At 72.3% G+C, this 22,904-nt stretch carries 17 protein-coding genes; 15 read left to right on the forward strand and 2 right to left on the reverse strand.

What is annotated here, in order from left to right; all coding sequences use genetic code 11:
- Positions 1 to 534: 534 nt before the first annotated feature.
- The 9 genes from JT723_RS10875 to JT723_RS10915 all read left to right on the forward strand — a co-directional run bounded on the left by JT723_RS10875 (position 535) and on the right by JT723_RS10915 (position 13,671).
- Positions 535 to 2,043, forward strand: a complete 1,509-nt coding sequence (locus JT723_RS10875) for a leucyl aminopeptidase (protein ID WP_205044314.1) — start codon at positions 535 to 537, stop codon at positions 2,041 to 2,043.
- Between the two features lie 255 nt (positions 2,044 to 2,298).
- Positions 2,299 to 3,687, forward strand: a complete 1,389-nt coding sequence (lpdA, locus tag JT723_RS10880) for a dihydrolipoyl dehydrogenase (RefSeq protein ID WP_205044315.1) — start codon at positions 2,299 to 2,301, stop codon at positions 3,685 to 3,687.
- 50 nt (positions 3,688 to 3,737) lie between these two features.
- The gene (gene sucB / locus JT723_RS10885; protein WP_205044316.1) at positions 3,738 to 5,507 is read left to right on the forward strand and encodes a 2-oxoglutarate dehydrogenase, E2 component, dihydrolipoamide succinyltransferase; all 1,770 of its coding nucleotides are present in this window, start codon (positions 3,738 to 3,740) and stop codon (positions 5,505 to 5,507) included.
- Between the two features lie 152 nt (positions 5,508 to 5,659).
- Positions 5,660 to 6,298, forward strand: a complete 639-nt coding sequence (locus tag JT723_RS10890) for a GntR family transcriptional regulator (protein WP_205044317.1) — start codon at positions 5,660 to 5,662, stop codon at positions 6,296 to 6,298.
- Between the two features lie 204 nt (positions 6,299 to 6,502).
- Positions 6,503 to 9,175: a pyruvate dehydrogenase (acetyl-transferring), homodimeric type gene (gene aceE / locus JT723_RS10895; protein ID WP_205044318.1), complete on the forward strand. Its 2,673-nt coding sequence runs from the start codon at positions 6,503 to 6,505 to the stop codon at positions 9,173 to 9,175.
- Between the two features lie 200 nt (positions 9,176 to 9,375).
- On the forward strand, positions 9,376 to 10,371 hold the full coding sequence (locus tag JT723_RS35750; protein WP_205044319.1) for a GNAT family N-acetyltransferase: 996 nt from the start codon (positions 9,376 to 9,378) through the stop codon (positions 10,369 to 10,371).
- 80 nt (positions 10,372 to 10,451) lie between these two features.
- Positions 10,452 to 10,964: a DUF4240 domain-containing protein gene (locus JT723_RS10905; protein WP_205044320.1), complete on the forward strand. Its 513-nt coding sequence runs from the start codon at positions 10,452 to 10,454 to the stop codon at positions 10,962 to 10,964.
- Positions 10,965 to 11,402: 438 nt separating this feature from the next.
- The gene (locus tag JT723_RS10910) at positions 11,403 to 12,299 is read left to right on the forward strand and encodes a TIGR01777 family oxidoreductase (RefSeq protein WP_205044321.1); all 897 of its coding nucleotides are present in this window, start codon (positions 11,403 to 11,405) and stop codon (positions 12,297 to 12,299) included.
- 97 nt (positions 12,300 to 12,396) lie between these two features.
- A complete protein-coding gene (locus JT723_RS10915; protein ID WP_265934425.1) occupies positions 12,397 to 13,671 on the forward strand; it encodes an NAD(P)/FAD-dependent oxidoreductase in 1,275 nt (424 codons plus the stop codon).
- A 372-nt stretch (positions 13,672 to 14,043) separates the two neighbouring features.
- Here JT723_RS10915 and JT723_RS10920 read toward each other — a convergent pair whose 3' ends face one another.
- A complete protein-coding gene (locus JT723_RS10920; RefSeq protein ID WP_240165371.1) occupies positions 14,044 to 15,693 on the reverse strand; it encodes an NsdA family TPR-like regulatory protein in 1,650 nt (549 codons plus the stop codon).
- A gap of 251 nt (positions 15,694 to 15,944) precedes the next feature.
- Here JT723_RS10920 and lipB point away from each other — a divergent pair, with 251 nt between their 5' ends.
- From lipB to JT723_RS10940, 4 genes are all read left to right on the forward strand, one after another.
- Entirely contained in the window at positions 15,945 to 16,730 is a 786-nt protein-coding gene (gene lipB, locus JT723_RS10925; RefSeq protein ID WP_205044322.1) for a lipoyl(octanoyl) transferase LipB, read from the forward strand.
- Between the two features lie 75 nt (positions 16,731 to 16,805).
- The gene (lipA, locus tag JT723_RS10930; RefSeq protein ID WP_205044323.1) at positions 16,806 to 17,771 is read left to right on the forward strand and encodes a lipoyl synthase; all 966 of its coding nucleotides are present in this window, start codon (positions 16,806 to 16,808) and stop codon (positions 17,769 to 17,771) included.
- 263 nt (positions 17,772 to 18,034) lie between these two features.
- Positions 18,035 to 18,271, forward strand: a complete 237-nt coding sequence (locus tag JT723_RS10935) for an SCO2195 family GlnR-regulated protein (protein ID WP_205044324.1) — start codon at positions 18,035 to 18,037, stop codon at positions 18,269 to 18,271.
- 78 nt (positions 18,272 to 18,349) lie between these two features.
- Positions 18,350 to 19,030: a DUF4191 domain-containing protein gene (locus JT723_RS10940; protein WP_205044325.1), complete on the forward strand. Its 681-nt coding sequence runs from the start codon at positions 18,350 to 18,352 to the stop codon at positions 19,028 to 19,030.
- A 137-nt stretch (positions 19,031 to 19,167) separates the two neighbouring features.
- Here the strand turns inward: JT723_RS10940 and JT723_RS10945 are convergent, their stop codons facing one another.
- The gene (locus JT723_RS10945; protein ID WP_205044326.1) at positions 19,168 to 19,635 is read right to left on the reverse strand and encodes an RDD family protein; all 468 of its coding nucleotides are present in this window, start codon (positions 19,633 to 19,635) and stop codon (positions 19,168 to 19,170) included.
- Positions 19,636 to 19,831: 196 nt separating this feature from the next.
- On the opposite strand from JT723_RS10945, the gene glnA reads away from it, so the two are divergent.
- Positions 19,832 to 21,241 (forward strand): type I glutamate--ammonia ligase, encoded by a 1,410-nt coding sequence (glnA, locus tag JT723_RS10950; RefSeq protein ID WP_205044327.1) that lies wholly within the window; start codon positions 19,832 to 19,834, stop codon positions 21,239 to 21,241.
- Positions 21,242 to 21,449: 208 nt separating this feature from the next.
- Positions 21,450 to 22,799, forward strand: a complete 1,350-nt coding sequence (locus JT723_RS10955) for a tetratricopeptide repeat protein (RefSeq protein ID WP_205044328.1) — start codon at positions 21,450 to 21,452, stop codon at positions 22,797 to 22,799.
- Positions 22,800 to 22,904 lie beyond the last annotated feature (105 nt).

Raw genomic sequence — 22,904 nt, forward strand, 5'->3', positions numbered from 1 at the left:
CCTACTTCCAAAACACGGCCTAGCCCCCCGCGCCTACCGGCGCGGGTCCGTTTCCCACCCTCCCCCACAGCTCCGCGTGGGGGTGCCCCCAGACCCGTGCAGGTGAGATGTCGAGTGCGGGCCTCCTCGTGGCCGCACCCCGCCATCGGCGACTGCATGCTCGTGCACACCAGCGAACCGCCAGCAGCCGACGCGGCCGAGACGTACCAAAGCCCACCCCGCACACGACAACCGCAAGCCGCCAGCCGGGCCGAGGGGACGGTTCGGGGGTGTCCCCGCAGGCATGCGCGAGACTCCCGCCGCCTCGTTCGGGAAGAGCCAAGGCGCGCAGGCCGAGGAGATACCCCCGAAGCGGCACCGACCCACCGCACCCCGGGCACGCGCACCCCCGAGGGAATCGCGCAGCGCGTAGGCTCGGCTGGGCCGACCGCGGGGCGCCCCGATGATGTGGCGGAATACGATGCGGGGACCGGCCCGGCCGGGCCATCCACCGGCCTTTGACAAGGACCTCGACCGAATAGGACCTGAGCCACCGTGACAGCTCTGACACTCAGTACCTCCGCCGCCGCAGCGCTGCGCGCGGACGCCGTCGTCGTGGGGGTGAGCAAGGCCGCCAAGGGCGGCCCCCGCCTCGCCCCGGGGGCGGAAGCGGTGGACGCCGCCTTCGGCGGGAAGCTCGCCTCGACGCTGGAGACGCTCGGCGCGGCCGGCGCGGAGGGTGAGCTGACCAAGCTCCCCGCCCCGGACGGCGTGAAGGCCGCGGTCGTGGTGGCGGTGGGTCTCGGGGACGCCCCCGAGGAGGGCGCGGGGTTCGACCCCGAGGCGCTGCGCAAGGCTGCGGGCACCGCGGCCAGGGCGCTGGCGGGAGCCAGGAAGGCGGCGTTCGCGCTGCCTGCCGCGGCACCCGAGGAGGTGGAGGCCGTCGCGATCGGAGCCCTGCTCGGCGCGTACGCCTTCACCGCCTACCAGGCCGACTCCGGCAAGTGCCCGCTCGCCGAGGCGGCGATCGTCGGCGCGAAGCCGCGGGACAAGGCGCACAAGGCGGCGGTGGAGCGGGCGACCGCGGTGGCCGCGGAGGTGAACCGGGCGCGTGACCTGGTGAACACCCCGCCGAACGACCTGACCCCGAAGGCGTTCGCCGCCGCGGTGCAGGCCGCGGGCAAGGAGTTCGGCCTGAAGGTCGAGGTGCTGGACGAGAAGGCGCTGCTCAAGGGCGGCTACGGCGGCATCATGGGCGTGGGCCAGGGTTCGGCGACGCCCCCGCGCCTGGTGCGGGTGGCGTACTCGCACGCGAAGGCGACGCGCTCGCTGGCCTTCGTCGGCAAGGGCATCACGTACGACTCGGGCGGCATCTCGCTGAAGCCGCCGGGGCACAACGAGACGATGAAGTGCGACATGAGCGGCGCCGCCGCGGTGTTCGCCTCGGTCGTGGCCGCCGCGAAGCTGGGCCTTGAGGTCAACGTGACCGGCTGGCTGGCGCTGGCCGAGAACATGCCGGGCGGCGGCGCGACCCGCCCCGGCGACGTGCTGAAGATGTACAGCGGCAAGACCGTCGAGGTGCTGAACACCGACGCGGAGGGCCGGCTGGTGCTGGCCGACGCCCTGGCCAGGGCGTCGGAGGAGGCACCGGACGCGATCGTGGACGTGGCGACGCTGACGGGCGCGATGGTGCTGGCGCTGGGTGACGGCCGGTTCGGGATCATGGCGAACGACGACGACTTCCGTACCGCGGTGCACACCGCGGCGCTCGCGGAGGGCGAGGACTCGTGGCCGATGCCGCTGCCTCAGCAGCTGCGCAAGACCTTCGACTCCCCGACCGCGGACATCGCGAACATGGGCGTACGCCCTGGTGGCGGCCTGGTCGCGGGACTTTTCCTGCGGGAGTTCGTGGGCGAGGGCATCACGTGGGCGCACCTGGACATCGCAGGTCCTGCGTTCAACGAGGGCGGACCGTCGGGTTACACCCCGAAGGGCGGTACGGGCTCGGCGGTGCGCACCCTGGTGGCGCTGGCCCGGCTGACCGCGGAGGGCGACCTGCTCTGATCCGGGACGTCCCGGCGCAGGCCGGGACGACCTGGTGCAGTCCGGGTGAGATGTGTCACGTGCGGCCCCCGGCGACATGCCGGGGGCCGCTCGCCGTGTTGTGACCGGCAGGGCCGGTGGCCCGCGAGCCCCCGAGAAGTGCGAAGATGTTGTCTCGGCACGACAGGGCCCCCTTTGAGACAAAGCGGCCGAACCAAAGCCGCCGCCCGGTCATGGTGGACCGGCTCCGGCGAACCCATGCATGGAGGACGTGACGTGGCGAACGACGCCAGCACTGTTTTCGACCTAGTGATCCTCGGCGGCGGCAGTGGCGGCTACGCAGCGGCGCTGCGTGCCGCGCAGCTGGGACTGGACGTCGCCCTGATCGAGAAGAACAAGCTCGGGGGCACCTGTCTGCACAACGGCTGCATTCCCACCAAGGCGCTGCTGCACGCCGGTGAGATCGCGGACCAGGCTCGCGAGAGCGAGCAGTTCGGTGTGAAGGCCACCTTCGAGGGCATCGACATCGCGGCCGTCCACAAGTACAAGGACGACGTGATCTCGGGCCTCTACAAGGGCCTGCAGGGCCTGGTGGCGTCACGCAAGGTGACGTACATCGAGGGTGAGGGGCGGCTGTCGTCGCCGACCTCGGTCGATGTGAACGGCCAGCGGATCGAGGGCCGGCACGTGGTGCTGGCGACCGGTTCCGTACCGCGCTCGCTGCCGGGGCTGACCATCGACGGCAACCGGATCATCTCCTCGGACCACGCTCTGACGCTGGACCGGGTCCCGAAGACCGCGATCGTGCTCGGCGGCGGTGTCATCGGCGTCGAGTTCGCCTCGGCGTGGAAGTCCTTCGGGACCGACGTGACGATCGTCGAGGGCCTGCCGCACCTGGTGCCGGTCGAGGACGAGAACAGCTCGAAGCTGCTGGAGCGGGCCTTCCGCAAGCGCGGCATCAAGTTCAACCTGGGCACCTTCTTCCAGAGCGCCGAGTACACCGCGGACGGTGTGAAGGTGACGCTGGCCGACGGCAAGACCTTCGAGGCGGAGGTGCTGCTGGTCGCGATCGGCCGCGGCCCGGTCTCGCAGAACCTGGGCTACGAGGAGCAGGGCGTCGCGATGGACCGCGGCTACGTCCTGGTCGACGAGTACATGCGGACGAACGTGCCGACCATCTCGGCCGTCGGCGACCTGGTCCCGACCCTGCAGCTGGCGCACGTCGGCTTCGCCGAGGGCATCCTGGTGGCGGAGCGGCTGGCGGGCCTGAAGGCCGTGCCGGTCGACTACGACGGTGTGCCGCGGGTGACGTACTGCCACCCCGAGGTCGCGTCCGTGGGCATCACCGAGGCGAAGGCCAAGGAGGTGTACGGGGCAGACAAGGTCGTGACGCTCAAGTACAACCTGGCGGGCAACGGCAAGAGCAAGATCCTCAAGACCGCGGGCGAGATCAAGCTCGTCCAGGTCCGCGACGGTGCGGTCGTGGGCGTCCACATGGTCGGCGACCGGATGGGCGAGCAGGTCGGCGAAGCGCAGCTGATCTACAACTGGGAGGCGCTGCCCGCCGAGGTCGCGCAGCTCATCCACGCGCACCCGACGCAGAACGAGGCCATGGGCGAGGCCCATCTGGCCCTCGCGGGCAAGCCGCTGCACTCGCACGACTGACCCTCATTCACGCCACCCATTCGCACAGATCGTGAGGAGTAACCGCAACCATGGCGGTTTCCGTAACCCTGCCGGCGCTCGGCGAGAGCGTGACCGAGGGCACCGTCACCCGCTGGCTCAAGGCCGAGGGTGAGCGCGTCGAGGCCGACGAGCCGCTGCTCGAGGTCTCGACCGACAAGGTCGACACCGAGATCCCCTCGCCCGCGTCGGGCGTGCTCGCGTCCATCAAGGTCGCCGAGGACGAGACGGTCGAGGTCGGCGCCGAGCTTGCCGTCATCGACGACGGCACCGGTGCACCGGCCGCGGCCCCCGCACCGGCTGCCGAGCCGGCCCCTGCCCCGGCGCCTGCCGCCGAGCCCGCCCCGGCTCAGGTCGCGCCGTCCACCGAGGCCGCGGCCCCGGCTCCCGCCCCGACCGCGCAGGCGGCTGCGGGCGCGTCCGGCGCCGCAGGCACCGACGTGGTGCTGCCCGCGCTCGGCGAGTCCGTCACCGAGGGCACGGTGACGCGCTGGCTGAAGGCGGTCGGCGAGAGCGTCGAGGCCGACGAGCCGCTGCTGGAGGTCTCGACCGACAAGGTCGACACCGAGATCCCCTCGCCGGTGGCGGGCACGCTGCTGGAGATCCTGGTCGAGGAGGACGGTACGGCCGAGGTCGGCGCCCGGCTCGCGGTGATCGGTGCGGCCGGTGCCGCCCCGGCCGCGGCGCCCGCTCCTGCCGCGCCCGCCCCTGCCCCGGCCGCCGCTCCGGCTGCCCCCGCACCCGCGCCGGTGGCGCCCCCGGCCCCCGCGCCGGCCGCCGCCGCGCCCGCTCCTGCGGCCCCGGCACCTGCCCCGGCCGCCCCGGCCCCGGTCACCCCCGCGGCTCCCGCTCCGGCCGCCGCAGCCGGCGACGAGGGCGCGTACGTGACCCCGCTGGTCCGCAAGCTCGCCGCGGAGAACGGCGTGAACCTCGGCTCCGTGCAGGGCACGGGCGTCGGCGGGCGGATCCGCAAGCAGGACGTCCTCGCCGCCGCCGAGGCCGCGAAGGCCGCTGCCGCCGCCGCGTCCAAGGCGGCCCCGGCTGCCGCGGCCGCCCCGAAGCCCGCGCCCGCGGTGTCCCCGCTGCGCGGCCAGACGGTCAAGATGACCCGGATGCGCAAGGTCATCGGCGAGAACATGATGAAGGCCCTGCACTCGCAGGCGCAGCTCACCAGCGTCGTCGAGGTGGACGTCACCCGCGTCATGCGGCTGCGCGCCCAGGCCAAGGAGGCGTTCGCCGCCCGCGAGGGCGTCAAGCTGTCGCCGATGCCGTTCTACGTCAAGGCCGCGGCCCAGGCCCTCAAGGCGCACCCGGTGATCAACGCCAGGATCAACGAGGACGAGGGCACGATCACCTACTTCGACTCCGAGAACATCGGGATCGCGGTGGACTCCGAGAAGGGTCTGATGACCCCGGTCATCAAGGGTGCGGGCGACCTGAACATCGCCGGTATCGCCAAGAAGACCGCGGAGCTGGCGGCCAACGTCCGGGCCAGCAGGATCACCCCCGACGACCTGGCCGGTGCGACCTTCACCATCAGCAACACCGGGTCGCGCGGCGCGCTGTTCGACACCGTCATCGTGCCGCCGAACCAGGCCGCCATCCTGGGTATCGGCGCGACCGTCAAGCGCCCGGTGGTCGTGGAGACCCCTGAGGGCACGGTCATCGGGGTGCGCGACATGACGTTCCTGTCGCTGTCCTACGACCACCGGCTGGTGGACGGTGCCGACGCGGCCCGCTACCTGACGGCGGTCAAGGAGATCCTCGAAGCCGGCGAGTTCGAGGTCGAGCTGGGTTTGTAACGGCCCCGCAGGACCGCCGTACGGCACTCGGCGCCCCCGCCCCGGTACTCCGGGGCGGGGGCGCCGCTGCGTGCCTGCGCGGACGGCGGGGAGGCACGGTTGCTTCCGCGTCGTATCGTCTAAGGCACGCAACACGTGAAGGAGCGCGCCCCATGGCCCCTGCCGCCGTCCCCCACCTGGTCGTGCACAGCCTCCGCGAGCAGATCCGCGAGCACATCCTCGAGGGGATCGTCAGCGGGCGCTGGAAGCCGGGCGAGCGGATCGTGGAGCGGCGGATCGCGGTGGAGCTGCAGGTCAGCCAGACGCCGGTACGGGAGGCGCTGCGGGAGCTGGAGACGCTGCGGCTGATCGAGTCCGCGCCGAACAAGGGTGTGCGGGTGCGCGGGCTGACCGCGGCGGACCTCAAGGAGAGCTATCCGGTGCGGGCCGGGCTCGAACAGGTCGCGGCCGAGCTGGCGGCGGAGCGGCTGGCAGCCGACCCCTCGGCGCTGGAGCGCGAGGTGGCGGCGCTGCGGGTGGCGGACGCGGGCCTGGACGGCGAGGCGCAGGTGCGGCACACCGTGGCCTTCCACCACGAGCTGGTCCGCGCGGCGGACAACGCGGTGCTGCTGCACGCGTGGGAGTCGCTGGGCATCGAGGTGTGGACGACGCTGTCCATCCGCTGGCTCAGCCCGGCGCCGCGCGCGTACGCCGCCGAGCACCAGGACATCGTGGACGCCTTCACCCGGCGCGACCCCCGGATCTGCGCGCTGATCAAGTCGCACGTCCTCAGCTGCGCCCCGCAGGTCTGAGCCACACCCTGGGAATCGAAGGCACCTGAGGTCTGGCACGGGGTGCCGCCGAGGCTGGCACGCCGTGCCGACTTGGAATTGGGCGTCCGCAACGATTGATCGATCATCGATCGCGGACGTATCGTGGGTCGCGGAGGGCGAGCCCTGTCTGCCGACTCATCACTCGCACTCACCACCCCCCCTCCGTTCGGAAGGCGGCACCCCATGCCTGACGCCGTTGGCCGTACCCGGCCGAGTCAGCTCGATCAGATCCCGGACCGCGACCCGGAAGAGACCACCGAGTGGCTCGCGTCGCTCGACGCCGTCACCAAGGCCGCCGGACCGCACAGGGCCGCGTATCTGATGCGCAGAACGCTGGAAGGCGCGAGCGCCGACGGCATAGCGCTGCCCTCGCTCCTGGAGACGGAGTACATCAACACCATCCCGACCTCCGCCGAGCCCGCCTACCCGGGCGACGAGGCGATCGAGGCCCGGATCACCGCATGGAACCGGTGGAACGCCGCCGCCATGGTGACCCGCGGCAGCAAGCTCGGCCTCGGCGGCCACATCGCGACCTTCGCGTCGGCGGCCTGGCTGTACGAGACCGGCTTCCAGCACTTCTTCCGCGGCAAGGAGGGCACGGGCTCCGGCGACCAGCTCTACATCCAGGGCCACGCCTCCCCCGGTGTCTACGCCCGCGCCTTCCTGGACGGCCGGCTCTCGCAGGAGCAGCTCGACCGCTTCCGGCAGGAGGCCGGCGGCGACGGCCTGCCCTCGTACCCGCACCCGCGCCGGCTGCCCTGGCTGTGGGAGTTCCCCACCGTCTCGATGGGCCTCGGCCCGCTGTCGGCGATCTACCAGGCGCGCTTCAACCGCTACCTGGAGCACCGCGGCATCAAGGACACCTCCGACTCGCACGTGTGGGCCTTCCTCGGCGACGGCGAGATGGACGAGCCCGAGTCGACGGCCGCCCTGGCGCTGGCCGGCCGCGAGGGCCTGGACAACCTGACCTTCGTGATCAACTGCAACCTGCAGCGGCTCGACGGCCCGGTCCGCCCCAACTTCAAGATCGTGCAGGAGCTGGAGTCGCAGTTCCGCGCGGCCGGCTGGAACGTGGTCAAGGCGCTGTGGGGCGCGGCCTGGGACGAGGTGCTCGCGCAGGACGTGGACGGCGCGCTGCTGCGGCGGCTGCGCGAGGTGCCCGACGCGCAGTTCCAGACGTACGCCACCCGCGACGCGGCCTACATCCGCGAGCACTTCTTCGGCGCGGACCCCGCGCTGCGCACCATCGGCGGCCGGCTCTCCGACGCCAGGCTGCTGGAGCTGTTCCAGACCTCGCGCGCCGGGCACGAGCCGCGCAAGGTGTACGCGGCCTACCGCGCCGCCCTGGACCACAAGGGCGCACCGACCGTGGTGCTCGCCCAGACGGTCAAGGGCTACACCCTGGGCGCCGGCTTCGAGTCGCGCAACGCCAACCACCAGATGAAGAAGCTCACCAACGAGCAGTTCCGCGTGATGCGCGACCTGCTGGAGCTGCCGATCCCCGACAGCGCGCTCGCCGGGGACACCGTCCCGTACTGGCACCCCGGCGAGGACTCGCCCGAGATGCGCTACCTGCGCGAGCGGCGCGCGGCCCTCGGCGGCCCCGCCCCGGCCCGCAAGGTGGTCGCCAAACCGCTGCCGCTGCCGCCCGACAAGGCCTACGCGAGCCTGGAGAAGGGCTCGGGCACGCAGGAGATCGCCACCACGATGGCCTTCGTGCGGCTGGTCAAGGACCTGATGCGGGAGAAGGAGACCGGCCGCCGCTGGGTGCCGATCGTCCCCGACGAGGCCCGCACCTTCGGCATGGAGTCGCTCTTCCCGTCCGCGGGCCTGTACTCGCCCCGCGGCCAGACCTACGATCCGGTCGACCGCGACCAACTGCTGTACTACAAGGAGGCGAAGGACGGCCAGATCCTCAACGAGGGGATCACCGAGGCCGGTTCGCTCGCCGACTTCACCGCGGCGGCCACGGCGTACGCCACCCACGGCGAGCCGATGATCCCGTTCTACATCTTCTACTCGATGTTCGGCTTCCAGCGCACCGCCGACCAGTTCTGGGCACTCGCCGACCAGTTGGGCCGCGGGTTCGTGATCGGCGCGACCGCGGGGCGCACCACGATGACCGGCGAGGGCCTGCAGCACGCCGACGGCCACTCGCACCTGATCGCCTCCACCAACCCGGCGGCGCTCTCCTACGACCCGGCGTTCGCGTACGAGGTCGCGGTGATCGTCCGCGAGGGCCTGCGGCGGATGTACGGCCCCGAGGCCGAGGACGTCTTCTACTACCTGACGGTCTACAACGAGCCGAAGGTGCAGCCCGCGATGCCGGCCGGCGTCGAGGAGGGCATCCTCAAGGGCCTCTACCGCTACCAGGCCGCCGCGGACCCGGCGCCCGGCGCCCCGCGGCTGCAGCTGCTGGCCTCCGGCACCGCGATCCACTGGGCGCTGGACGCGCAGCGGCTGCTGGCCGAGGACTGGGGCGTGGCCGCCGACGTGTGGTCGGCGCCGTCCTGGACCGAGCTGCGCCGCGACGCGCTGGAGTGCGACGCGGCCCGGCTGCGCGGCGAGGAGCGCACCCCGTACGTGACCCGCGCGCTGGAGAGCGCACCGGGTCCCGTGGTCGCCGTCAGCGACTGGATGCGGGCGGTGCCCGACCAGATCGCGCCGTGGGTCGAGCAGGACTGGACGTCGGTCGGCACCGACGGCTTCGGCCTGTCGGACACCCGCGACGCCGCCCGCCGCCACTTCGGGGTGGACCCGCAGTCGCTGACCGTCCAGGCGCTCGCCGCCCTCGCCCGCCGCGGCGAGGTGGAGACCGCCACGGTCAAGGAGGCGGCCGAGCGCTACGGGCTCTGACCGCCCCGGCGCCGGCCCGACTGCGGTGCGCCGCAGGCACGTCACCGCCGTCACGGGTGGGGTTCACCCCAATTCCCGTGGCGGCGGAGGCCTTTGGTGCCCAGCAGTGCGCAAGAAACCTGTGAAACCCCGGAGTCGGCCAAACCTACTGGCGCGAAAGGGATTGCGGGCACCTACAAGTACCGGTTAAGTTCCCCCGGATGCCTGCCAACCCCAGCCCTCTGACGGCTCCCACCGCCGAGGACATCCGCGCCTGGTACCGAGTGCAGTCCGCCGCGCTCGCGCACGACCGGCCCGGTGAGCCGGTGCCCTCGCAGGCGGCGGTACGGGCCGGGCTGACCACCACGGGCCCCCGCCGGCGGCGGCTGGTCCTGTGGCTGCTGCGCGGCTCGGGCGACGAGCCCGTCGCGACGGCCCTGCTGCGGCTGCACGGCGCCACCGCGGCCGGCGGGCACGCCGACATCCAGATGACCGTCCACCCCGCCCACCGCAGGCTCGGCACGGGCTCCCGGCTGCTCGCCACCGTCACCGAGGCCGCCACCGCCGCCGGTTGCGGCACCCTCACCGCGGAAGCGGTCGCCGGCACCCCCGGCGAGGGCTTCCTCGCCACCCGCGACTTCGTGCCCTTCGCCCGCATGACCTGGCAGCGGCTCCCCCTCGACGACATCCCGGCACCCGTCGGCAAACTCCCCGACGTCCCCCACCCCGGCTACCGCCTCACCGGGTGGGAGGGCGCCGCCCCCGAGACCCTCGCCGACGGCTTCCTCGACGCCCTGCGCGCCCTGCCCGCACCCGCCGCCGGCCCGGACGCGGCCGACACCCGCTGGGACCCGGCCGCCGTCCACGAGACCGCCGAGCTGGCCGCCCGCCGCGGCGACCGGCTGCTGACCGTCGCCGCACTCCACGACGACGACGGCATCGCCGGCTACACCACCGTCCTGCTCCCCGGTGACGGCACCAGGCGCGCCCAGCAGTACGACACCGCGGTCGTGCCCGCCCACCGCGGAAACGGGCTCGGCCTGTGGATGAAGGCCGAGATGCTGCGCAGGCTGCCCGCGGCCCAGCCCGACCTGGCCGAGATCCACACCCGCGTCCCCGACGACAACCGCCACCTGCTCGCGGTCAACACCGCGCTGGGCTTCCGCCCCCTCCACCGGACCGTCCGCTTCCGCCTCCGCCTGCGCGTGCGCCGCTAGGGCGGAGTGCGTAACGACACGGACGCATCCGGCTGACAGGGCGTGCGCCCGCCCCCGGCAACCGGGAAGCTGTACGGGTGATGGACGAGACGCAGTTCTGGGAGATCGTCGACAGTACGCGCGAGGCCGCGGGCGGCGATCCGGAGGACCATGCCGACCTGCTCGTCGAGCGTCTTGCCCAGCTCGACCCCGAGGCGGTCATCGACTTCGCCCGGCACTTCGAGACCCGCTTCATCCGGGCCTTCCGCTGGGACCTGTGGGGCGCCGCCGACATCATGCTCGGCGGCGCGGACGAGGAGTCCTTCGACTACTTCCGCTGCTGGCTCATCGGCCAGGGCCGGCACGTCTTCGAGGGCGCCCTGCACTCCCCCGACGACCTCGCCTTCCTCCTCACCGACTTCGACGCCGACACCGACGGCGACGCGGAGGATGTCGGCTATGCGGCCGACGAGGCGTACGAGCAGCTGACCGGTGTCCGCCTGCCCGAGCTCGGGCTTCCCGTCCAGGACCGGCCCGAGGGCGAGCCCCTCGACTTCGACGACGAGTCCGCCATGGCGGCGCGCTTCCCCCAACTCTGGTCCCGCTTCACCTAGGCCGTGTTTTGGAAGTCCCGCCTGCCCCGCGACGCCTGGCACGCACGCTCGCTGCGTTGTCGGAGTCGTCCGAGTAGGCCCACTACGAGGACGACCCTCCGCCTTGCGATCGCACGCACCAGACGCCGCGGGGCCCGCCCTGTGGGCGGACGGCCCTACTTCCAAAACACGGCCTAGCGGTGGGCTCCCCTGCGGGGGGGTGCGCCTTTCGGCGGGGCCGCACCCCCAGGGGCGCGGGGAACTGCGCGCCCAGCCGCCCACCGGCCGGTGGTCCGGCACGAACCGAACAGCCCCCTTCGGACGGAGACGACCCGCGCCCCGGTGGGGGCGGGGCGCGCAGTTCCCCGCGCCCCTGAAAAACGCTCGCCGCCCTGCGCAAGGGCACCGCACAAGCCACCGCGGCCCGCGGAAACGTGCCCCTTGGGGCAGGATGGTGGCATGCGTATTGCCGTCACAGGCGCGTCCGGGCTGATCGGTGGTGCCCTCACCACCGCACTGGCCGGCGACGGCCACGAAGTCGTCCGCCTGGTGCGGCGCGAGACAGCCGCACCGGACGAGGTGCAGTGGGACCCGAAGGCAAGGGCGCTGGACCCCGGCAAACTGAAGGGGTGCGGCGCCGTCGTGCATCTGGCGGGCGCCGGCGTCGGCGACCGCCGCTGGACCGCCGCGCGGAAGACGGAGCTGTACGAGAGCCGCGTCCTGGGCACGGCGACGGTCGCCGCGGCGGTCGCAGCCATGGACACGCCCCCGTCCGTGCTGCTGTGCGGCACCGCGATCGGCTACTACGGCGACACCGCCGACCGCTGGGTGGACGAGGACAGCCCGGCCGGCACCGGCTTCCTCGCCGAGCTGGTCCGGGACTGGGAGGCCGCGGCAGAACCTGCCGCGGCGGCCGGCGTCCGTACCGCCTTCGCCCGTACGGGCCTGGTCGTGGCCCGCGGCGGCGGCGCGTGGGGGCGGCTCTTCCCGCTGTTCAAGGCGGGCCTGGGCGGCCGGCTCGGCAATGGCCGGCAGTTCTGGAGCTTCATCGCGCTGCAGGACGAGATCGCGGCACTGCGGCACATCCTCGACACCCCCGCGCTGTCCGGCCCGGTGAATCTGACGGCCCCGGAGCCGCTGACGAACCGTGAGGTCACCGCCGCCATGGGCCGCGTCCTGCACCGGCCGACGCTCGCCACCGTCCCCGCGCCGGTCCTGCGGGCGGCGCTGGGCGAGTTCGCCGGGGATGTGCTGGGCAGTCAGCGGGTGCGCCCCAAGCGGCTGCTGGAGTCCGGCTTCACGTTCGCGTACCCCCGGATCGAGCAGGCCATCTCGGCTGCATTGCGTACGGGATAAGGCCGGATCGGACCGGTTACGACCGCATCAGATGCCTTTGATGGGGGCATGACCCATACCACGAGCGGGGAGTAGGCCCGACCTCGGGGAGGGAATCGTGCTTCTGCCAGCACGTCGCAAGACCACGCCAGCACCTGTGGACGTCATCGTGATCGGAGCCGGGGCGGCCGGGCTCGCCGCCGCGCACCACCTGCTCGACGCGGGCCTGACGGTCACCGTGCTGGAGGCCGCGGAACGCGTCGGCGGCCGGATGGCCACCGACGAGGTCGCCGGCTTCCGGCTGGACCGCAGGCCGCACCTGCTCAACACGTCCTACCCCGAACTGCACCGCACCAGGGGCCTGCGCGGCCTGCCGCTCGCCCCGCTGGCACCCGGCGCACTCGTACGGGCCGGCGGCCGCGGCTACCGGGTCGGCGACCAGCGGGGCGCCCGGGCGGCGTTCGGCTCCGCACTGGACCGGGCACGGCTCGCCGCCACGCTCAACCGGCTCGCCGGCACACCCGACCTGCGGCTGGCCGCCCGCCCCGAGACCACCGCCGCGCGGGCGCTCAGCGGGCGCGGCTTCGCACCGCGCACCGTCGAGGGCTTCCTGCGGCCGCTGCTGGCCGCGCTGCTGTGCGACCCGGAACTGCAGACGTCCAGCCGGGCCGCCGACCTGGTGCTGCGCGGTTTCGCACGCGGCCGCACATGCCTGCCGGCAGGCGGCTCGGCCGGCCTGCCGGAACGCCTCGCGGCGGCCCTGCCGCCGGGCACCGTACGGCTGGGCACACCCGCGGTGCGGGTCGCCGTCCGCAGCGTACGGGTCGCGGGCGGCGGCGAACTGCCCTGCCGGGCCGTGCTGGTGGCCACCGGTGCGCGGGCCGCCGCCCGCCTGCTGCCAGGGCTGCGGGTGCCGGCCTTCCACCAGGTCACCGTCTTCCACCACACGGCGCCGGTCGCGCCGTTGCGCGAACCCGTCCTGGTCCTCGACGCGGACCGCCTCGGGCCGGTCTCGCACACCCTGCCGGCCGCGGCGGTCGACCCCACCCGCGCGCCCGGCGGGCGCCCCCTCATCACCTCCGTGGTGCTGGGGCCGCCCCCCGACGGCGACTCCGACAAGTCGGTGCGGGCGCATCTCGCGGAGCTGTACGAGGTGAGTACGGACGGGTGGGAGCTGCTCGGGATCCACTCGGACCCCGAGGCCGTCGCCGCCATGCCGGCCCCGCACGACCTTCGGCGCCCCGTGCGCGTCCTCCAGGGCCTCTACGTCTGCGGCTCCCACCGCACCACCAGCACCCTCCAGGGCGCCCTCTTCTCGGCCCGCCGGGCCACCACCACGATCCTCACCGACCTCACCCGCTCCACTTCCCCCCCTCACCGGGCCGCCGCCTAACGCCTCCGGCGCGCGCCCTGGAGTAGTGACCGCCGTCTCCACACACCGGTCCGCAGTGGTGGCTGCCGTCTCCACACGACGGTCCGTTGTGTTTGCGCGCGCCGTTCCCCGCGCCCCTGATGGTTGCCCTCACGGGCAGAGGCGGCGCTTTCAGGCGGCGCCCTCTGCGCAGGAGGGTGAGCGTTTTTCAGGGGCGCGGGGAACTGCGCGTCCCGCCCGAACGGGCGGAAAGAAAGCAACGCCACCGCGCGTGGCAACCACCCAGGAGGCGCTGGGGGCACCCCCAGGCGAAGCTCTGGGGGCGGAACTGCGCGGCCGGCCCGCCACCGGGGGGAGGTCCCGGGGATCGGGGGCGGGTTGCCCCGGTGGGGGTCAGAGGGGGGAGCCCAGGCTTGCAGCCTGGGCGAAGAAGGCCCGGGCGGCAGCCGTGTCGCGGTACGGCTCGAGCCGGCGCGCGAAATCGCGCGCATATTCCGCGGCACGGAAAGACCGCATGTCCGCGGCCTGGCGGACGACGTCCGCCCCAAGCGCACAGGCCGCCTCGACCTCCCCGAGGGCAAGCCGGGACGTGGCGAGAACGGCCCGGCAGAAGAGCCGGCTCCGCGCGTACCCGGCCCCGCGCAACTGCAGCGACCGTTCAGCCTGCTGAACGGCCGCCCGGTGCTGCTGCAGATCCCGGTGGCAGTGCGCGAACTCGTCCGCGAGCTGCGCCTCGTCGAAGAAGCGCGCCCAGGAGGGGAGTTCGTCGCCGGGCCGGGCGGCGGAGAAGGCCCGCTCGGCCCGGGCGAGCGCGGCCGTGCACGCCCGGGTCTCGCCGAGCACCCCGTGCCCGCGGGCCTCGGCCGCGTGCATGAGCGCCTGCACCGCCGCGGGCGCCCCCGTGCCGATGCCCTGCTGGGCGACCCTGGCCAGTTGGACGGCTTCGCGCCCGTGCCCGAGGTAGACCGCCTGGCGGCTCATGGTGACCAGGACGTACCCCCCGTGGACCCGGTCGCCCGCGGCCTGGGTGAGCCGCAGCGACTGGACGAAGTAGCGCTGTGCGAGCCCGTGCGCGCCGATGTCGTAGGAGGTCCAGCCGGCCAGCCGGGTCAGGTCGGCGACGGAGGCGAAGAGCCGGCGGCCCTGGGCCTCCCCGTAGCTGCCGCGCAGCATCGGCTCGGCTTCGTGTTCGAGGTAGCGGACGAGGGCCTGGCGGGCGTGCCCGCCTCCGTAGGCGTGGTCGAGGGTGCGGAAGAGGTCGCCGACGGCGCGCAGCGCGGCGATGTCGCCGCTCCCGACCCGGCCGCCGGGCGCGGCGACCGGCGGCGCGGGACGTAAGTCCTGCCCGGTCCGCGGGGTGCCGCGGGTCTGTGCGGGGACCCGCAGGTGCCCCTTGCGGGTGACCGTGTCGTCGGCGGAGCCGATCAGCCAGTCCCTGCTGGGCACGACGAGCCCTGCCGGGCTGAAGGCGATCTTGCGCAGCTCGGCCTGGTTGCCGGTGTCCTTGCGCCACAGCCCGCTGACGATGTCGACGGCTTCCGCGGCGGACGCGGCGTATTCGAGCCCGGCGTAGACCGGTGCGCACGCGTCGAGGCCGAGGTCCTGCGCGGACAGCCGGCGGCCGAGCCGCTGGGTGAAGACCTCGGCGATGAGGGCGGGCGAGGTGCCGCGCGGCTGCTGGCCGCGCAGCCAGCGGGTCACGGACGTCTTGTCGTAGCGCAGGTCGAGCCCGTGTTCCTGGCCGAGCCGGTCGACGCGGCGGGCGAGGCCCGCGTGCGAGAAGCCGGCCTCGGCGATGAGGGCGGCGAGCAGGGTGTTGCGCCGGTTCTGCCGGCCGGCCCGCGCGCCTTCCGTATCCGCGCCCGCCTCCGCACCGGAAACCCTGTCCGTACCCGGGACCGGGGCCGTGCCCGGGGCTCCGGGCGTACCGTCGGGGGCGTCGCCGGCCGCTTCGTCGGGGCCGCCGGGCGGGTCGTGCGGTGGCCGGTCGGCCGGGCCGGCGGAGGGTCCGTTCGGGGTTCGCTGCGTGGCACGGTCCGTCATCGGCGGTGCGGCCCACTTCCTCTGCAGGGTCTTCAGATCGGCGTGAATGTAACGGTCAGCGCCGCCCAGCTCACTGCAAGAGCCGCATATTCGTCCGATTGAGCGACAACAGTCATCATTGCCGGGTAAGCGGCCCGCACCGGCGCAAGCCGCCGTGGTATGGCGCGGGCCGGCGCCGCCCGCCGGGGGTGGCCGCGGCGCGCCGCCGTACAGTTGCAGGGGCGCGTATCGCACAGCAGAGGAGTCGTGTCGTGAGTGAGCTGCAGTTCGTTCACCTGGGTTTCGGGGCCGACGCGGTGGAGTACACGGAGGCGTGGCAAAGGCAGCGCACTGTGCACGCGGCCCGTTTCGCCGACGAGGTCCCCGACACCTGCCTGCTGCTCGAGCACCCGCCGGTCTACACGGCGGGCCGGCGTACCGCGGACAACGAGCGCCCGCTGGACGGCACTCCCGTGGTGGACGTGGACCGCGGCGGCAAGATCACCTGGCACGGCCCCGGCCAGCTGGTGGGCTACCCGATCATGAAGCTGCCCCGCCCGGTCGACGTGGTCGCCCATGTGCGGCGGCTGGAGGACGCGCTGATCCGCACGGCGGCGGAGTTCGGCCTGGAGACCAGCCGGGTCGAGGGCCGCTCGGGTGTGTGGGTGCTGGGCGACCCGGTGCCGGCCTCAGGCATGGCGTCGGGCGGGCTCACGCTGGACTTCGACCCGCGGCTGGCCGACGAGGAGTTCGACCCGCGGCTGAACGGCCCGGAGTACGCCCCCTCCAACGCGGGCCAGCGCCGCGAGGACCGCAAGCTCGCGGCCATCGGCATCCGCGTCGCCAAGGGCGTGACCATGCATGGCTTCGCCCTGAACTGCAACCCCGACACCACCTGGTTCGACCGGATCGTGCCGTGCGGCATCAGGGACGCGGGCGTCACGTCGCTGTCGGAGGAGCTGGGCCGGGACGTCGGCGTCGCCGAGGCGCTGCCGGTGGTCGAGAAGCACCTGGCGGCGGTGCTGGGCTCCGCCGTCCTGCTTCCGCGCGCCGTCTAGGAATTCCGGGGCGTACCCTGGCGTTTACCGAAGAATCTAAGCCGTAGGCACAATCTCAGCTTTAGGGAGCCGGTCGTGTCCGCAGTCGCACCCGACGGACGCAAGATGCTGCGCCTGGAGGTCCGCAACAGCCAGACCCCCATCGAGCGCAAGCCCGAGTGGATCAAGACCCGGGCGAAGATGGGTCCCGAGTACACCCAGATGCAGAAGCTCGTCAAAAGCGAGGGCCTGCACACGGTGTGCCAGGAGGCGGGCTGTCCCAACATCTACGAGTGCTGGGAGGACCGCGAGGCGACCTTCCTCATCGGCGGCGACCAGTGCACCCGGCGCTGCGACTTCTGCCAGATCGACACCGGCAAGCCGCAGGCGCTGGACCGCGACGAGCCGCGCAGGGTCGGCGAGTCCGTCGTCACGATGGACCTGAACTACGCCACGATCACCGGCGTCGCCCGTGACGACCTCGACGACGGCGGCGCGTGGCTGTACGCCGAGACCGTCCGGCAGATCCACGCGATGACCGCGGACCGGGCCGCCGGGCGTACCAAGGTCGAGCTGCTGATCCCCGACTTCAACGCCGAGCCCGCGCAGCTCGCCGAGGTCTTCGGCGCCCGCCCCGAGGTGCTGGCGCACAACGTCGAGACGGTGCCGCGGATCTTCAAGCGCATCCGCCCCGGCTTCCGCTACGAGCGCTCCCTGGAGGTCATCACCCGGGCGCGGGAGGCGGGCCTGGTCACCAAGTCCAACCTGATCCTGGGCATGGGCGAGGAGCGCGAGGAGATCAGCCAGGCGCTGCACGACCTGCACGACGCGGGCTGCGAGCTGATCACCATCACCCAGTACCTGCGGCCGTCCGTGCGGCACCACCCGGTGGAGCGGTGGGTGAAGCCGGCCGAGTTCGTGGAGCTGAAGGAGGAGGCCGAGGAGATCGGCTACGCGGGCGTGATGTCCGGGCCGCTGGTCCGTTCGTCCTACCGGGCCGGCCGGCTCTTCCAGCAGGCGGTGGACCGCCGCCAGGAGCTGGGCGCGGCGGCTCGGGCGTAACGCTCCCCGCGCCGTGGCGTGGCGGTCCGTGGCAGGCGGCCCCCGGTGCGGCCCCGGGTGGGGTGTGAATCCCCTCACCCGGCCGTACGCGGCTGCCGGACGAGTGACCTGGCGGGGCGGGGTGCGGGCGCCGCTGAGGCTTTCATGTGAGATTGACCGGGTGGTCACCGGCTGGTAACACATTGTGGCGAGCCTGGTTTCACCGCACAGCACGTCCGGTTCGTCTCGTTGCCTTTGCGCTCGTTGCCATTGAGGGGGACGCCATGCCGTCCGAGTCGGTCCACGCCCGTCCGCACTTCCAGCTGCCCACGCACACCCCGGTCGCCGGGGCGCTGCGCGCCGTCGAATCCTTTCTGCTGCGCGGCGGCCAGCAGACCGCCCGCCGCAACGCCTGGGCGTCGGTCGTCGCTGACCGCCAGCGCGCCAAGGACCGCAGGGAGGCCGAGCACGAGATGGCGGCCCTGCTGACCGGAGCGCCCGGGGACGCCGTACGCGACTGACCCCGGTGGGTCACCGTGCGGGCCGCCTGCGGGCGGGCGCGGTGACGGGTGAGCGGGCGGCCACGTATCCTTTGCCACATGGCGAGGAAGGAAACATCCGAGAACCCTGGGCGACTGGCACAGATCGCTCAGACCTACAAGATGACCAGGCAGGCCGACTCCACGATCGGGCTTGTCATTGCGGCTGTGGGAATCGTCACCTTCGGTGTCATCCTCGCCCTCGGCTTCTTGATCGATCATCCCATCTGGGCCGGAATCCTGGGATTCCTGCTGGCGCTGCTCGCGATGGCCGTGGTCTTCGGCCGCCGTGCCGAGCGGGCCGCCTTCGGACAGCTGGAGGGCAAGCCTGGCGCGGCTGCCGCCGTGCTGCAGAACGTCGGCCGCGGCTGGACGGTGACGCCGGCGGTGGGCATGAACAAGAGCCAGGACGTCGTTCACCGGGCGGTCGGCAAGGCGGGTGTGGTGCTGGTCGGCGAGGGCAACCCCAACCGGGTCAAGGGCCTGCTGGCCAACGAGAAGAAGAAGGTCTCCCGGGTCGTCTACGACGTGCCGGTCCACGACTTCATCGTCGGCAACGGGGAGGGCGAGCTGCCGCTGAAGAAGCTGCGCACCACCCTGCTGCGGCTCCCCCGCACCCTGAGCGGCCCCAAGACCACCGAGGTCAACGACCGCCTCAAGGCGCTGGGCGACCTGATGTCGAACATGCCGATCCCGAAGGGTCCGATGCCCAAGGGCATGCGCATGCCGAAGGGCCGCTGACGCCTGTCGGTACGTGAAGAGGGCGCCCCCCCCGCTGCGGGGGGGCGCCCTCTTCGTGTCTGCGCACCCTTCCTCGGGCCGGCTGCTCGGTCCGCTTCCCGATCCGGTCAGTTCCGGTCGGATCCGTTCAGATCCGCTCAGATCCGGACCTGGACGGCCTTCACGGCCCTGTCGTGCAGGCCGCGGGTGTCGCGGTCGAACACGACGGCCGGGACGACCAGGACCAGCAGCAGCGTCCGCAGGGCCGCGCCGAGCGGGCTGAGCCGGCTGCCGTCCGCCTGGACGACCCGCAGCCGCATGATCATCTTGCCCGGTGTGCTGCCGACGAGCCCCAGGCCGATCACGCTCACCGCCGCGAACACGACCAGCGCCCAGTTGTTCGCCTGTGCAAGGTCACGGTGCGCGATCAGGCCGTATGCGATCAACGCGCTCAGAATCCAGTCGATGAACAGTGCGGCGACCCGCCTGCCGACCGGTGCGATGGATCCGGGGCCGTCCTTGGGCAGACCGAGCCGCTCGCCCCGGTACCCGAAGTCCGCGCCCATCTTCTCGGCGGCCGCACGCGGCCCCGACAGCCACGATCCGATTACTTCCCTGTTGTCCACCCGTCCACGGTAACCCCCGTACGGCCCAGTGCCCGCGGGTGGGGACCACCCTTGCGGCGTCGCGGTTAACGTGTACGAAACAAATGGGTCATGCTGGAGAAACCCCTGATCCCTAAGGTCAGGGCAGTGTGCGCCACCGCACTGGCCGCACCTCGATCGCCAACCCGACCCGCGGGCCGGGCCTAGGAGGAGTTGGATGTTCCAGAACGCCGACGACGTCAACAAGTTCATCTCGGACGAGGGCGTCAAGTTCGTCGACGTCCGGTTCTGCGACCTGCCCGGTGTGATGCAGCACTTCACGGTCCCGGTCTCGACGTTCGACCCGAGCGAGGAACTCGCCTTCGACGGCTCGTCCATCCGCGGCTTCCAGGCCATCCACGAGTCGGACATGGCGCTGCGCGCCGACCTGTCCACGGCCCGGGTCGACCCCTTCCGCAAGGACAAGACGCTCAACATCAACTTCTTCATCCACGACCCGATCACCGGCGAGCAGTACAGCCGCGACCCGCGGAACGTGGCGAAGAAGGCCGAGGCCTACCTGGCGTCCACCGGCGTCGCGGACACCGCGTACTTCGGCCCGGAGGCGGAGTTCTACGTCTTCGACAACGTGCGCTTCCAGACCTCCTCGAACGAGTCCTTCTACCACATCGACTCCGAGGCCGGCGCCTGGAACACCGGCGCCCTGGAGAACAACCGCGGCTACAAGGTCCGCTACAAGGGCGGCTACTTCCCCGCCCCGCCGGTCGACCACTTCGCCGACCTGCGCGCCGAGATCAGCCTCGAACTCGAAGCGGCCGGCCTCCAGGTCGAGCGCCAGCACCACGAGGTCGGCACCGCGGGCCAGGCCGAGATCAACTACAAGTTCAACACCCTGCTGGCCGCCGCCGACGACCTGATGCTCTTCAAGTACATCGTGAAGAACGTCGCCTGGCGCAACGGCAAGACCGCGACCTTCATGCCCAAGCCGATCTTCGGTGACAACGGCTCCGGCATGCACGTCCACCAGTCGCTCTGGCAGGGCGGCACCCCGCTCTTCTACGACGAGCAGGGCTACGCGGGCCTGTCCGACACCGCCCGCTACTACATCGGCGGCATCCTCAAGCACGCCCCCTCCCTGCTGGCCTTCACCAACCCGACGGTGAACTCCTACCACCGCCTGGTCCCCGGCTTCGAGGCCCCGGTCAACCTGGTCTACTCGCAGCGCAACCGTTCCGCCGCGATGCGCATCCCGATCACGGGCTCCAACCCGAAGGCCAAGCGCGTCGAGTTCCGCGCCCCCGACCCGTCCTCGAACCCCTACCTCGCCTTCTCCGCCCTCCTCCTGGCGGGCCTCGACGGCGTCAAGAACAAGATCGAGCCGGCCGAGCCGATCGACAAGGACCTCTACGAGCTGGCCCCCGAGGAGCACGCCGGCGTCCCCCAGGTCCCCACCTCCCTCCCGGCCGTCCTGACCGCCCTGGAGAACGACAACGAGTACCTCCAGGCCGGCGGCGTCTTCACCGCCGACCTGATCGAGACCTGGATCGACTTCAAGCGCACGAACGAAATCGCCCCGATCCAGCTCCGCCCCCACCCGCACGAGTTCGAGCTGTACTTCGACATCTAAGCCGGGGTCCACGACCCCTCTGCCCGGGGCCTTTTGCTGACAACCCATCGGGGTCCGTCACTCCCAGGAGTGCCGGACCCCGATCCCGCTTCCGTCCGCCCAGGAGAACCGGTCACGGCGGAGTGTTGAGAGCAAGACGCGGCGCCGCAGCCGAAGCCGCACCCGCGGGCGGGTGGCAGAGGCGATGTGGCGGCTAGGGTGCGCGTCTATGGAGGCCGCAGAACTCGAACGCCAGGCCCGGACCCTGTCTGGATGCATCCCCCCTTCCACGGTCTCCCGCCTTCTGGCGCTCGGTCACGAGGAAGAAGTCCGGGCTCTGGCCGACGAAGGGGAGTGGTTCTGCGCACGGGAGTGGGCCCGCCAGTGCGGCGGCGAGGGGCGGCAGGCGGAGGCCTTGGAAGTACTCGCCCCATACGCAGCAACGGGCTGGTGGCCCGCCATCCAGGCGAAGGCCAAGCTCCTGGAACAGTGGGGTCGGGCGGCGGAAGCCGTCACCCTGGTTCGGCCGCACGCCCGGACTGGGCGGCTGCCCCTCGAGTTCGCCGCACGCCTCTTCGCCCGCCACGGTCATGCAGACGAGGCATTCGAGATACTCAGCACGGGACTCGACGACTGGTTCCTCGTCGAGGCCCTGCCCGAAGTCGCCACGAGCGCAGGCCGTGAGGAAGACGCCGCCGACCTTCTCGCCGCTCTCCTCACCAAGGACCATGGGTGTGAGGACTCGTGGTGCCGCCACAGCACCGATCGCGACAGCGCAGTTCGCGCCCTCGCCGCGATCCGGGAAAGCCAGGGGCGCCTCGACGACGCGATCCTCCTACTGAACACACGCTCCTCCACATCACTCAACAACCGTGATCAGCTCGCGGACCTCCTCGCGGCGCACAACATGCTGGAGGAACTGCGGGCCTACGCGGTCGTCGACGGCCATGGCCTGGCTGCCCGGCGGCTTGCGGAGGTCCTGGAGGAACACGGCGACATCGAGGCCGCGGTCGCTGTGTGCCGGCAACCGGACGGCTCAACCGCCCGCCGGTTCCACGGAGCTGTGGACCTGGCGCGGCTTTTGGTCCGGCACGGCCGCAGCGACGAGGCGATCAAGGTCATGCGCGCCCTTGCGGACGAGCACCCGGACGACTGGATCGTGCACACCCTCTGCACCCTGTACGCCGACCACGGGCGCGCGGCGGAGGGACTGGCGTTCCTCGACGCGCTCAAGGAGCAGTGGGACGGAAGGGAGGAGTGGGAGTTCTTCCAACTGCGGCTTCCTCTGCTGGCCCTGTGCGGCCGCCGGGACGAGGCGATCGAGCTGGTCCGCGCACACCCGCAGCGCGATGCCTGGTACGTCACGTCGGCCCTGGCCGAACTGCTCGCCGAGGACGGCCGGTTGGAAGAAGCCGTCGCCGTCCTCCAACCGGGCCGGCTGAGCAACGCGTTCGCCCTGGCCGGCCTTCTCATCGACCTCGGCCGGATCGAGCAGGCTGTGGAGGTGCTTCAGGACCGCCCGAGGGAGCGCGAACTCCCCGCTTCGCAAGCTCCCTGGTCTACCGAGCCGCCGTTCTGAGCCCACGCCGGAAACCGCATCGCGGGCAGCGGACCAGCAAGAGGCTAAGAGCTCGTAACAGGATCTTCGCTCGTCGGCGAGCGGTCTGAGTTCGCGTGCGGGCCG

This window comes from Actinacidiphila bryophytorum (assembly GCF_016916835.1).
GTDB classification, from domain to species: domain Bacteria; phylum Actinomycetota; class Actinomycetes; order Streptomycetales; family Streptomycetaceae; genus Actinacidiphila; species Actinacidiphila bryophytorum.

What these genes read in the sequence shown, in the direction of transcription:
- sucB (WP_205044316.1), top strand. Translation starts at nt 3,738, where the DNA reads ATGGCGGTTTCCGTAACCCTGCCGGCGCTCGGCGAGAGCGTGACCGAG.
- JT723_RS10890 (WP_205044317.1), top strand. Translation starts at nt 5,660, where the DNA reads ATGGCCCCTGCCGCCGTCCCCCACCTGGTCGTGCACAGCCTCCGCGAG.
- aceE (WP_205044318.1), top strand. Translation starts at nt 6,503, where the DNA reads ATGCCTGACGCCGTTGGCCGTACCCGGCCGAGTCAGCTCGATCAGATC.
- JT723_RS35750 (WP_205044319.1), top strand. Translation starts at nt 9,376, where the DNA reads ATGCCTGCCAACCCCAGCCCTCTGACGGCTCCCACCGCCGAGGACATC.
- JT723_RS10905 (WP_205044320.1), top strand. Translation starts at nt 10,452, where the DNA reads ATGGACGAGACGCAGTTCTGGGAGATCGTCGACAGTACGCGCGAGGCC.
- JT723_RS10910 (WP_205044321.1), top strand. Translation starts at nt 11,403, where the DNA reads ATGCGTATTGCCGTCACAGGCGCGTCCGGGCTGATCGGTGGTGCCCTC.
- JT723_RS10920 (WP_240165371.1), bottom strand. Translation starts at nt 15,693, where the DNA reads ATGACGGACCGTGCCACGCAGCGAACCCCGAACGGACCCTCCGCCGGC.
- JT723_RS10935 (WP_205044324.1), top strand. Translation starts at nt 18,035, where the DNA reads ATGCCGTCCGAGTCGGTCCACGCCCGTCCGCACTTCCAGCTGCCCACG.
- JT723_RS10940 (WP_205044325.1), top strand. Translation starts at nt 18,350, where the DNA reads ATGGCGAGGAAGGAAACATCCGAGAACCCTGGGCGACTGGCACAGATC.
- glnA (WP_205044327.1), top strand. Translation starts at nt 19,832, where the DNA reads ATGTTCCAGAACGCCGACGACGTCAACAAGTTCATCTCGGACGAGGGC.
- JT723_RS10955 (WP_205044328.1), top strand. Translation starts at nt 21,450, where the DNA reads ATGGAGGCCGCAGAACTCGAACGCCAGGCCCGGACCCTGTCTGGATGC.